We start from the raw sequence: 11,436 nt of genomic DNA on the forward strand, positions 1-11,436 counted from the left end.
GGACCCGATGGGCGCGATACTGGACAGGATCCTCGGCCGGGACAGGACGGCCGGAAGCGATGCCGGAGAAGGCGCCGGCCAGGCTGGCCAGACCAAACCGGCTCTGGCGCAGGTCGACATCAATCACCAGAAGCCGTCGCGGTTCGGCTGGCTGGTGCTGGCGATCGGCTTTGGCGGCTTCATGCTCTGGGCCGGGCTGGCGCCGCTCGATCAGGGCGTTCCGGCAAACGGTCAGGTAGTCGTCACCGGCAACCGCAAGACCGTCCAGAACCTCAGCGCCGGCAAGGTCGAGGCGATCCTGGTCAAGGACGGCGACGAGGTGAAGAGCGGCGACGTGCTCGTCAGGCTCGATCCGACGACCGCGCGTTCGCAGTACGAAACGGCGCGCAGCCAGTGGTTCGTGGTCAAGGCGACCGAGGCCCGACTGCTCGCCGAAGCCAAGGGTAGCAAGGAAATCGCGTTTCCCGAGGAGCTGACGCGCGAGCAGGCGGACCCGAGGGTGGCCAGTGCGATGGCCGTCCAGCGACAGTTGCTGCGTTCGCGACAGGCCGGGCTGGAGGCCGAAATCGCGGGGATGAACAATACGCTCGCCGGTCTCCAGTCTTCGGCGCGCGCGCTCGAGGCGACGCGCAAGGCCAAGGAGGACCAGTCGAAGCTGCTCGTCGAGGAACTCAAGGGCCTGCGCGAGCTGGCGGCGGAGGGCTACCTGCCACGCAACCGCCTGTCGGAGCAGGAGCGCCTGCTCGTCCAGCTCGGTGGGGCGATCTCCGAGGACCTCGGCAATCTCGGGCGGACGCAGCAGAGCATCAGCGAGATCCGGATGCGCATCGTCGCTCGCCAGCAGGAGTACGACAAGGACGTCGAGCATGGCCTGTCCGAAGCTCAGAAGGAGGCCACCGCGCTCGAGAGCCGCCTCGAGGGACTGGCCTTCGACCTTGACAACACGGTGATCCGCGCGCCGAGCGAGGGGATCATCGTTGGACTCACCGTGCACACGATCGGCGGCGTGCTCAATCCGGGTACGCCGCTGATGGACGTCGTGCCGCGCAACGAGCCGCTGCGTGTCGACGTCCAGATCCCGACGGCGCTGATCGACAAGGTCAGGCTCGGCTCACCGGTGCATATCACCTTCCCGGCGTTCAACCAGAAGACGACGCCGCAAATTCCCGGCGAGTTCGTCCAGGTCGCAGCCGACGCGACGACCGATCCACAGGGCAGGAACCCACCGTATTACCGCGGCCAGGTGGTGGTCACCGAAGCCGGGATGAGCAAGCTGAAGACGCACGAGATCAAGGCCGGAATGCCCGCCGAGGTGTTCATCAAGACCGGCGAGCGAACGATGCTCAACTACCTGTTCAAGCCGCTGCTCGACCGCATGCGGTCGGCGCTGACCGAGGAATGAGCGCCCCGCGTCCGCGTGTCGTGCTCGCCGGCTGCGCGCTCGCGCTGCACTGCGCCGCCGGCCTGGCGGCGGGACTGATCGACGCCTACCTCGCGGCACGACAGAACGACCCGGTATTCAAGGCGGCGCGCTACGAGCGCGAAGCCGGCCAGTACGCGATCGACATCGGCAGGGCCGGGCTGCTGCCGACGGTCGGCATTACCGGCTCCTTCTCGAAGAACAAGGGCGAGCGCGAGTCGACGCGCGTGGACGTGAGTCAGTCGCTCGACTACCGCGAGGAGATCGCCGCGATCACGCTGCGCCAACCCTTGTTCAACTACGACAGTTTCGTCCGCTACCGCCAGGGTGGGGTCCAGGCGGCCTTCAGCGACGCGGTGTTCGACCGCAAGGACGCGGAAATGGCCGTGAAGCTGTCGACCGCGTATTTCGAGGCTCTGCTCGCCCGCGAGCAGCTCGCGCTGACCGACGCCGAGATCGCCGCCTACGGCGCCCAGCGGGAACTCGCGGAGCGGCGCCGGAAAGGCGGCGAGGGAACGGTGACCGAGGTCGCCGAGGCCGAGTCGAGGCTGCAGCTCGCCCGCGCCGGTCGAGCCGGGGCGCTCGACCGGCTGGCGGTGGCGATGCGCAAGATCGAGGGCATGACCGGGAGGCCGATGGCCCCGCTGTGGCTGCTCGACCCCGAGTTCACGCCAGCGGGTGTCCAGCCGGCGCGACTCGACGAGTGGACCGCGCTCGCCCGGGAGAAAAACGCCGAGATTCGCGCGCAGCGCAAGGCATACGAGTTCGCCAGCCTCGATGTCGAGCGCAATCGTGCCGGGCACATGCCGCAGCTCGATCTCGTCGCGCGCTCCTCGCGCTCGCAGAACGAGACGATCTCGACGCTCAACCAGAAGGATACGATCAACGCGGTCGGCGTGCAGATCAACGTCCCGCTGTTCGCTGGTGGCCGGGTGTCGGCGCAAACCGGTCAGGCGATCGCCAATCGCGAGCGGGCATTCGCCGAGCTCGAAGCGACGACGACCGACGTGCTCGTCGAGGTTGAGCGTCAGTTCCTGGCCGTCGAAACCGGCCAGAACAAGGTCGGCGCATACCGCAAGGCGGTCGAGGCGAGTGCCGTGGCCGTCGAAGGGACGATGCGCGGGATGATCGCGGGAATCCGCACGAACACCGACGTCCTCGACGCCGAACGCGTGCTGTTCGGCTCACGCCGGGATCTCGCCCAGGCACGCTACGAGTACCTGGTCAGCGTCCTGCTGCTGAAGAAGGCCGCCGGAGTTCTCTCCGAGCAGGATATCGTCGAGGTTTCCAGCCTGCTCCGTCCTCCCGAGTAAGCGCCCGAGAATACGCGAGGCCGTTCAGCGCCGCCGCCAGGAGTGAAAGCGCTCGACCCAAGCGAGCACTCTCTGCGGCGCGTGCGCCCTCTTCCAGTTGCCGGCGACGTAGCGGCTCGCTTCGGCGAAGGTCGGATAGACGTGGATCGTCCCGAGGATCCGGTTCAGCCCGAGGCCGTGGCGCATGGCCAGGACGAACTCGGCGATCAGCTCGCCGGCGTGCTCGCCGACGATCGTCGCTCCGAGGATCCGGTCCTTTCCGGGAACGGTGAGCACCCTGACGAAGCCGTGCGCTTCGCCGTCGGCGATCGCCCGGTCGAGGTCGTCGAGGCGGTAGGTGGTCTGCTCGTAGGCGATTCCGCGCTCGCGTGCTTCCCTCTCGTTGATGCCGACCCGGGCGACCTCGGGGTCGACGAAAGTCGCCCAGGGAATCACCGAATAATCCACGCGGAAGCGCCGGAACGGGCTGAACAGCGCATTGACCGCCGCGGTCCACGCCTGATGCGCGGCGACGTGTGTAAACTGGTAGGGGCCGACGACGTCGCCGGCGGCGTAGATGTTCGGATGTCGCGTCTGCAGGAACTCGTTGGTCTCGATCCGGCGGTCACCGCCGATGCCCAACTCCTCGAGTCCGTAACCGGCCAGATTGGCGACCCGGCCGACGGCGACGAGCAGCGCGTCGAAACGGATGCGCTGCTCGCTGCCGTGATGCTCGGCGAGCAGCAGTTTCTCGCCGTTCTCGACGACGAACGCGCTCGCCCGATGCTCGAGCAGGACCGTGATTCCCTCGCTGCGGAAACGCCCGACGACCAGATCGGACACCTCGGGGTCTTCGCGCGGCAGCAGTTGCGCGGCGCTTTCGACCTGGGTGACGGTGGCGCCGAGGCGAGCGAAGGTTTGGGCAAGTTCGCAGCCGATCGGGCCACCGCCGAGCACGAGCAGGCGAGCCGGCAGCTCGCGCAGATCCCAGACGCTCTCGGAGGTCAGGTAGCCGACTTCGTCGATGCCGGGAATCGCCGGAACGTGCGGGCGCGCGCCGGCGGCGATGACCACGCTGCGCGCGCTGAGCCTGTGCCGGGCGCCGTCGCGGCCGGTGACCTCGACGACCCACGGCGAAACCACCCTCGCCGTTCCCTCGACGACTTCGACCCCGAGCGACGTGTAACGCTCGACCGAGTCGTGCGGTTCGATCGCCGCGATCACCCCGCGTACGCGCTCCATGACTTCGCCGAAACTGAATTCTGCTTGCGCCGAGCGGATCCCGAAGTCGCGCGCGCGGCGGATCTGGGAGAGCAGGCGGGCCGAACGGATCAGCGCCTTCGAAGGCACGCAGCCGGTGTTCAGGCAGTCGCCGCCGAGCCGGTGCGCTTCGATCAGCGTCACGCGCGCCCGGACTGCGGCGGCGATGTAGGCGGCGACGAGACCGGCCGAGCCGCCGCCGATGACGATCAGGTTACGGTCGAAGCGCACCGGCTTCGGCCAGCCCGCCTGGATCCGTCGCGCGGAAAGCAGGTCGACGGCCTGGCGCGCGAGCCACGGAAAGACGCCGAGCAGCGCGAACGAAGCGAGCAGCGCCGGCGAGAGAATCCCCGCTGGCGTGTCGATCGTTGCGAGCTGTGTCCCGGCATTCACATAGACCAGCGTGCCGGCGACCATGCCGAGCTGGCTGACCCAGTAGAAGGTCCACGTGCGGATCGGTGTCAGACCCATCAGCAGATTGATCACGAAGAAAGGGAACACCGGCACCAGACGCAGCGTGAACAGGTACAGGCCACCGTCCCTCTCGATCCCCGCGTCGAGCGCGCGCAGGCGATCGCCGAAGCGCGCCTGCACCCAGTCGCGGAGTACGAAACGCGCGGACAGGAAGGCGAGCGTCGCGCCGAGCGTCGAGGCGAAGGAAACCAGCACGAAACCCCACGCGAGACCGAAGACCGCGCCACCGAGCAAGGTCATCACGCCCGCTCCGGGCAGCGACAGCCCGGTGATCGCCACGTAGGCGACGAAGTAAGCGAGCGCCGCGGTCAGCGGCTGCGCGCGGACCCAGGAATCGATCGGCGCCCAGTGGCTCTTCAGATAGTCGAGGTTCAGGAAGCGTCCCGGATCGAGCGCCAGGTAGGCGCCGGCCGCGGCGAGCAGCAGGCCGACGACGACGAGCCGTCGCCTGGTCACCGCCGCCACGGCGCTGCCGATGCCAGCGCGACGGGCACCGCACTGCCGGCGGCCGCGGCACACCGGCGCCGGCTAGCGCGCGGCGACACCGAGCAGCGCCGGCAAGCAACGGAGATCGGCGATCTCCGCGTCGGGTGTCTCGGGAAGCCGTTCAGGCGCCTGCCCGAGACGGTTGCACCACAGGACGCGAAAGCCGAAAGCCTTGGCCGAATAGGCGTCCCAGGCGTTCGAGGACAGGAAGCAGATCGCTGCCGGAGCGATCGCCAGGCGATCGGCAGCCAGTTGGTACACCGACGGGTGCGGCTTGAAGACCCCGACTTCCTCGACCGAGAGCAGCGCGTCGAACAGGCCGTCGAGCCCGCTATTGTGCACCGCCGCGGCGAGCATCTCGGGCGTTCCGTTGGAGAGGATCGCCCGCCTGACGCCGGCGTAGCGCAGCTCGCGGAGGACTCCGGGCACCTCCGGATAGCAGTGCAGGCGGAGGTACAGACCCATCAGCCGCTCGCGCAGCCCTCCCCGTTCGATGCGCAGCGCGTCGAGAGCGAAGTCGAGCGCATCGCCGGTCACCTGCCAGAAGTCCGCGTGGCGGCCAGCCAGGCCGCGCAGCCAGGTGTACTGCAGCTGCTTCTGCCGCCACAGTTCGGAGAGGCGCAACCAGTCGTCGCCGAGTTCGTCGGCCGCCTCACGTGCCGCACTGTTGACGTCGAACAGGGTGCCGTAGGCGTCGAAGACGCAGGCCCTGACCCCGGAGAGCCCGGCAACGGCCGGGCAATCGTCGGTGATGCTCATCTCGCGTTCCTCCAGGTCGATGGAGCCGAAAGGACGGCTGACACAGACTGGCCGATCGGCAGGTTGGTCTGTCGAGCGACCATTCCGTACTTCGCGATCGGCGCTCGACAGAGGGGCATGGCGCGCAGGCGCTTCAGCCGGCGACGAGGTCGACCACCGGATGCGCCGAAGCGACCGTGCTGTCGGTACCGAGAGCCCCACCGCAGCTCGACCCCTGCCCCGCGGTACAGCCAAAGCAGTGGCCGGCGACGACGATCGGCCTGCCGGCGAGCAGCGCAGCGCTCGCCTCGCTGATGTGCAGCCGACGCCCAGCGCGTCGAGTCATCGGCAGCCCGAGCTGTTGATTGAAGTCGCAGTCGTAGAGGAAGCCCTGCCAGTCGACCGACAGCAGATCCCGGCACATGACGCGGTCGACGTTCTCGTCGCGATGCGCCAGCCTCAGGAGTTGCAGGTAGGCGTCGAACTCCCCCCTGGAGACGAGCAGCGATCCGAAACGCTGGATCGGCATGTTCGCCAGCGTGAACAACTCGTTGAAGACGATGCCCAGGCTGCCGAGATGGCTGCGGTAGGCCGCGGCGAGCGGGCCCTGCGGCGGCGGCAGGACCGGCCCCTGCGGGTTGTAGACGAGGTTCAGGACCAGACCGCTTTCGGGGGCGCCATAGCCGAGCGCATTCAGCCGTCGCAGGCCGCGCAGACTGGCGGCAAAGGTGCCCCGACCGCGCTGCCGGTCGACGTTCTCCTCGAGATAGCAGGGAAGCGACCCGACGACTTCGACCCGCTGTGCCGCCAGAAAATCGGCCAGGTCGTCGTGCCCCGCTTCTTCGAGAATCGTCAGGTTACAGCGGTCGATCACCCGCAAGCCCCGCTGCCTGCCGGCGACGACGAGCTCGCGGAAGTGCGGGTTCAGCTCGGGTGCGCCACCGGTGACGTCGAGAACCTTCACTTCCGGGCTGCATTCGACGAAAGCGAGAATCGCGTCGATCGTCTCGCGCGTCATTTCTTCGCTGCGCTGCGGCCCCGCGTTGACGTGGCAATGCACGCAGCTCTGATTGCAGCGGTAGCCGAGATTGACCTGCAGCGTTTCGACCGAACGCCGCTGGAGAGCCGGAAAGCTGGTCCTTTCGAGGAGAGGCAGGGTCGGATGCATGGCGAATTCCTTCAGCGAACGATTGACTGGTCAACCTTTCCGTCGCGACTCGCCGGGCGTTCCTTACGCCAGGCTGCGACCCGGCACACGGCACACGCCTTGCCCGTCTCGCGACGCGTGCCTACGATACGGCATTTCGCGGGCGGGCAGGAGTCCCTTGGAGGGCGTCTCAGCGCCGGCCGCGCCGCCGGCCGTCGACCCGGTCGACCGAGTATTGCTGTAAAATCGCGTCCTTTTCGTACGCGGAGAAGCGGTATAGTCGTGTCCGCCCGGCGGCGGGATCGGAGGAGCAAGGTCGCGAAGAGATCGTCCCTGACCGCGATCCCGCCAGGCGAGGGCCTCCCCGCCGCGCGGCTGCGCAAGGCTCCGGCTGCCGTTCGCCGCCCGGGCACGGGAAAGGCCGTCAGACCGGCGATCGAGCGGGTATCCCGGCCCTCGCGGGAGCGCCGCCCTGTCCGGACACCCGCATTGCGGTCAACGTTCAGCCCGTATCACAAGGATTGTCAATGGAAACCAACACCGACGCACCCGTCGCCAACGCCCTCGAACGCCGCCTCGACCTGTCCGTGCCCATCGCCGAACTCGATCATCTGGTCGACCAGCGACTGCGCCAGATCGGCCGCAACATGAAGATGCCGGGCTTTCGTCCCGGCAAGGTGCCGCCACAGATCATCCGGCAGCAATACGGTCAGCAGGCGCATCGGGATGCGCTCGGCGAAACCCTCGGACGGCTGTTCAACGAAGCGGTCGTCGCGCATCAGTTGCGGGTCGCGGGTACGCCGAGGATCGAGCCCAAGGCGTCGGACGCGACGCACATGGAGTTCTCGGCGATCTTCGAGGTTTATCCGGAGATCGCCCTGAGCGACCTCGGAGAGGTCGAAATCGAACGCCCGGTGCTCGAAGTCGGCCCGGCCCAAATCGACGAGACGATCGAGATCCTGCGCAAGCAACGAGTCCGTTATCAGCCGGTCGAGCGCCCGGCGGCGAGTGCGGATCGCGTGAGCATCGATTTCGCGGGCACGAAGGACGGCCAGCCGTTCTCCGGCGGCCAGGGCAAGGACTACCGTTTCGTGCTCGGTGAAGGCAAGATGCTCTCGGACTTCGAGAACGCGGTGATCGGTACGCGCGCGGGCGAATCGAAGAGCTTCGAGATGACCTTTCCGCCGGAGTACTTCGCGAAGGAACTCGCCGGACAGTCGGTGAGCTTCGAAATCTCGGTCAATGAGGTTGGCGAACCGGTCCTGCCCGAGCTCGATGCCGATTTCGCGCGGAGTCTCGGAGTCGCCGACGGCGACCTCGACCAGATGCGCTCCGAGATCGAGGACAATCTTCGCCGGGAGGTCCGGAAACGCCTCCAGGCGAGGATCACCGGACAGGTCATGGACGCACTGCTGCAGGCGAACAGCTTCGACGTGCCCGCAGCGCTCGTCGAGAAGGAGATCGAGCGGTTGATGGAACTGGCCCGGGCCGACATGGAGCAGCGCGGAATGAAGGTCAAGGACCTGCCGATGCAACCGGAGTGGTTTTCCGACCAGGCGAAGCGACGGGTGAGTCTCGGGCTGATTCTCGCCGAGATCGTCAGGCTGAACGAGCTGGCGGCGAAGCCTGCCCAGGTCCGCGCGCTGGTCGATGAGGCCGCGAAGAGCTATGAGCATCCCGAGGAGGTCGTCCGCTGGTACTACGCCGACCCGCAGCGCCTCAGCGACATCGAGGGCGCGGCGATCGAGTCGAACGTCGTCGACTGGGTGCTTGGGCGCGTCAAGGTCGTCGACCGGCCGATCGCCTTTGCCGAACTGATGGGCCACCAGTCGTGAGCCGGGGCCAGTCTCATTTTCGATCCGGAGGCGGAAACATGGGCAGCGACCCTTTCGGCGGATGGGATCCGCAGGCACTCGGCCTGGTGCCGATGGTCATCGAACAGAGCGGCCGTGGTGAGCGGGCCTACGACATCTACTCGCGTCTGCTCAAGGAACGGGTGGTCTTCCTGGTCGGGCCGGTCAACGATGCGACGGCGAATCTGGTCGTCGCGCAACTGCTTTTTCTCGAAGCCGAGAACCCCGACAAGGACATCCATTTCTACATCAACTCGCCCGGCGGTTCGGTCTCCGCGGGACTGTCGATCTACGACACGATGCAGTTCGTCAAGCCCGACGTGTCCACGCTTTGCATGGGACAGGCGTGTTCGATGGGCGCTTTCCTGCTCGCCGCGGGCGCTCACGGCAAGCGTTTTGCGCTGCCCAATTCGCGGGTGATGATCCACCAGCCGATGGGCGGCTTTCAGGGTCAGGCATCGGACATCGCGATCCACGCCAAGGAGATCCTCTCGCTGCGCGCCAGACTCAACGAACTGATGGCTCGCCACACCGGCCAGGCGATCGAGCGCATCGAGCGCGACACCGATCGCGACAATTTCCTTTCCGCTCAGGAAGCGGCAGAATACGGCCTGATCGACAGGGTGCTCGCCAACCGGGAGGCGCTTTGACCGGCAGCCCGGGCCGGTACGCCCTGAGCTTGAGAAAGAGGTAGGTCATCTATGGCGGAAAGGAAGAGTGGCAGCGAGAAGCTGCTCTACTGCTCGTTCTGTGGCAAGAGCCAGCATGAGGTGAAGAAACTCATCGCCGGCCCGTCGGTGTTCATCTGCGACGAATGCATAGAACTGTGCAACGACATCGTTCGCGACGAGATCGCCAGCGATCAGGGCGGTCGGGGCCCGCGCAACGATCTCCCGACGCCGCGCGAGATCTCCTCGCTGCTCGACCAGTACGTGATCGGCCAGGAACAGGCCAAGCGCATCCTCTCGGTTGCCGTCTATAACCATTACAAGCGCTTGCGGCACCAGGGCAAGACCAGCGAGGACGTCGAACTGGTCAAGAGCAACATCCTGCTGATCGGCCCGACCGGCTCGGGCAAGACGCTGCTCGCGCAGACCCTGGCGCGGATGCTCGACGTGCCCTTCGTGATGGCCGATGCGACGACCCTCACCGAAGCCGGCTACGTCGGCGAGGACGTCGAGAACATCATCCAGAAGCTGCTTCAGAAGGCCGACTACGACACCGAAAAGGCTCAGCGGGGCATCGTCTATATCGACGAGATCGACAAGATCTCGCGCAAGTCGGACAACCCTTCGATCACCCGCGACGTTTCCGGAGAGGGCGTCCAGCAGGCGTTGCTCAAGCTGATCGAAGGAACCGTCGCGTCGGTTCCGCCGCAGGGTGGCCGCAAGCACCCGAATCAGGATTTCGTCCAGGTCGACACGACGAACATCCTGTTCATCTGCGGCGGTGCTTTCGACGGGCTCGAGAAGGTCATCCGGAGCCGATCCGAACGCGGCGGAATCGGTTTTGGCGCAGAGGTGAAGAGCCGGGACGACCGCAAGGCGATCGGCGAAGTGTTGCGCAGTGTCGAACCCGAGGATCTGATCAAGTTTGGCCTGATCCCCGAACTGATCGGCCGCCTGCCGGTCGTCGCGACGCTCGAGGAACTCTCGGCGAGCGCTCTGGTACAGATTCTCGTCGAACCGCGGAATGCGCTCGTCAAGCAGTATCAGAAGCTTTTCGCGATGGAGGGTGTCGCGCTCGAGATCAGTCCGGCGGCAATGATGGCCATCGCCCGCAAGGCGCTCGACCGAAAGACCGGTGCCCGTGGCCTGCGCTCGATCCTCGAAGCCGTACTGCTCGACACGATGTATGAACTGCCCGGGATGAAGGATGTCTCGGAAGTGATCATCGACGAGAACGTGATCGTCGGCGACGCTCGGCCCCTGCTGATTTACGCGGACCAACCGAAGGTTTCTGGCGGCAACTGATGTGCTGGCCGCCTGCGCGGCTTGAATTGCGGGTTCGTGCCACCATCTGCGGCTAGAACTTCCACGTGAAAGGCACCATCGATGTCTGCATCCCTCAAGCTTTCTGCCGAGCCGGTCGAACTGCCGCTGCTGCCGCTGCGCGACGTGGTCGTCTTCCCGCACATGGTCATCCCGCTGTTCGTCGGTCGGCCGAAGTCGATCAAGGCCCTGGAAGCCGCGATGGAAGCCGGCAAGAGCATTCTGCTGGTGGCCCAGAAATCGGCTGGCAAGGACGAGCCCGAAGCCGACGATCTCTACTCGGTCGGTTGCGTGGCGAACATCCTGCAAATGCTCAAGCTGCCCGACGGAACCGTCAAGGTACTCGTCGAAGGCTCACAGCGTGCGCGTCTCGAGAGGATCGACGCGCGCCAGGAGATGTTCGTCGCGCTGGCTCGTCCGCTGGTCGCCGAGGAAAGTGCGAATCACGAACTCGAAGCGCTGCGTCGTGCGGTGATCGCCCAGTTCGACCAGTACGTCAAGCTGAACAAGAAGATCCCGCCTGAAATCCTCACTTCGATTGCCGGAATCGAGGAAGCCGGGCGGCTCGCCGACACGATCGCCGCGCACCTGCCGCTGAAGCTCGAGCAGAAGCAGGAGATTCTCGAGATGTTCGACATGCGCGGACGAATCGAGAAGCTGCTCGCCCAGCTCGAGGCCGAGATCGACATCCTCCAGGTCGAGAAGCGAATCCGCGGCCGGGTCAAGCGCCAGATGGAGAAGAGCCAGCGCGAGTACTACCTGAACGAGCAGGTCA

Annotated in this window: 9 protein-coding genes; 6 read left to right on the forward strand and 3 right to left on the reverse strand. The window is 66.3% G+C overall.

Going from position 1 to position 11,436, the window contains the following annotated elements; genetic code table 11:
* Window positions 1-7 precede the first annotated feature (7 nt).
* Both NFW05_RS18205 and NFW05_RS18210 read left to right on the forward strand, forming a co-directional pair.
* Window positions 8-1,402, forward strand: a complete 1,395-nt coding sequence (locus NFW05_RS18205) for an HlyD family type I secretion periplasmic adaptor subunit (RefSeq protein ID WP_295310168.1) — start codon at window positions 8-10, stop codon at window positions 1,400-1,402.
* The gene (locus NFW05_RS18210; RefSeq protein WP_295310170.1) at window positions 1,399-2,733 is read left to right on the forward strand and encodes a TolC family outer membrane protein; all 1,335 of its coding nucleotides are present in this window, start codon (window positions 1,399-1,401) and stop codon (window positions 2,731-2,733) included. Before NFW05_RS18205 ends, NFW05_RS18210 begins: the two co-directional genes overlap by 4 nt.
* A gap of 24 nt (window positions 2,734-2,757) precedes the next feature.
* Here NFW05_RS18210 and NFW05_RS18215 read toward each other — a convergent pair whose 3' ends face one another.
* The 3 genes from NFW05_RS18215 to arsS form a co-directional block, all read right to left on the reverse strand.
* Window positions 2,758-4,902 (reverse strand): FAD-dependent oxidoreductase, encoded by a 2,145-nt coding sequence (locus tag NFW05_RS18215; protein WP_295310172.1) that lies wholly within the window; start codon window positions 4,900-4,902, stop codon window positions 2,758-2,760.
* A 72-nt stretch (window positions 4,903-4,974) separates the two neighbouring features.
* Window positions 4,975-5,691, reverse strand: coding sequence for a haloacid dehalogenase type II (locus NFW05_RS18220; protein ID WP_295310174.1), 717 nt, complete (start codon window positions 5,689-5,691; stop codon window positions 4,975-4,977).
* A gap of 133 nt (window positions 5,692-5,824) precedes the next feature.
* Window positions 5,825-6,838: an arsenosugar biosynthesis radical SAM (seleno)protein ArsS gene (arsS, locus tag NFW05_RS18225; RefSeq protein WP_295310176.1), complete on the reverse strand. Its 1,014-nt coding sequence runs from the start codon at window positions 6,836-6,838 to the stop codon at window positions 5,825-5,827.
* A 506-nt stretch (window positions 6,839-7,344) separates the two neighbouring features.
* Here arsS and tig point away from each other — a divergent pair.
* From tig to NFW05_RS18245, 4 genes are all read left to right on the forward strand, one after another.
* The gene (gene tig / locus NFW05_RS18230; protein ID WP_295310178.1) at window positions 7,345-8,652 is read left to right on the forward strand and encodes a trigger factor; all 1,308 of its coding nucleotides are present in this window, start codon (window positions 7,345-7,347) and stop codon (window positions 8,650-8,652) included.
* A 38-nt stretch (window positions 8,653-8,690) separates the two neighbouring features.
* Window positions 8,691-9,320, forward strand: a complete 630-nt coding sequence (gene clpP, locus NFW05_RS18235; protein WP_295310180.1) for an ATP-dependent Clp endopeptidase proteolytic subunit ClpP — start codon at window positions 8,691-8,693, stop codon at window positions 9,318-9,320.
* Between the two features lie 51 nt (window positions 9,321-9,371).
* Window positions 9,372-10,643, forward strand: a complete 1,272-nt coding sequence (gene clpX, locus NFW05_RS18240) for an ATP-dependent Clp protease ATP-binding subunit ClpX (RefSeq protein WP_295310182.1) — start codon at window positions 9,372-9,374, stop codon at window positions 10,641-10,643.
* Window positions 10,644-10,724: 81 nt separating this feature from the next.
* A partial coding sequence (locus NFW05_RS18245) for an LON peptidase substrate-binding domain-containing protein (protein ID WP_295310184.1) occupies window positions 10,725-11,436 on the forward strand: 712 nt, incomplete at its 3' end.

It is taken from the genome of Accumulibacter sp. (assembly GCF_023806625.1).
Classification (GTDB): domain Bacteria; phylum Pseudomonadota; class Gammaproteobacteria; order Burkholderiales; family Rhodocyclaceae; genus Accumulibacter.

Coding starts and splice junctions, on each gene's coding strand:
- arsS (WP_295310176.1), bottom strand. CDS start 6,838: ATGCATCCGACCCTGCCTCTCCTCGAAAGGACCAGCTTTCCGGCTCTC.
- NFW05_RS18210 (WP_295310170.1), top strand. CDS start 1,399: ATGAGCGCCCCGCGTCCGCGTGTCGTGCTCGCCGGCTGCGCGCTCGCG.
- NFW05_RS18220 (WP_295310174.1), bottom strand. CDS start 5,691: ATGAGCATCACCGACGATTGCCCGGCCGTTGCCGGGCTCTCCGGGGTC.
- NFW05_RS18205 (WP_295310168.1), top strand. CDS start 8: ATGGGCGCGATACTGGACAGGATCCTCGGCCGGGACAGGACGGCCGGA.
- tig (WP_295310178.1), top strand. CDS start 7,345: ATGGAAACCAACACCGACGCACCCGTCGCCAACGCCCTCGAACGCCGC.
- clpP (WP_295310180.1), top strand. CDS start 8,691: ATGGGCAGCGACCCTTTCGGCGGATGGGATCCGCAGGCACTCGGCCTG.
- clpX (WP_295310182.1), top strand. CDS start 9,372: ATGGCGGAAAGGAAGAGTGGCAGCGAGAAGCTGCTCTACTGCTCGTTC.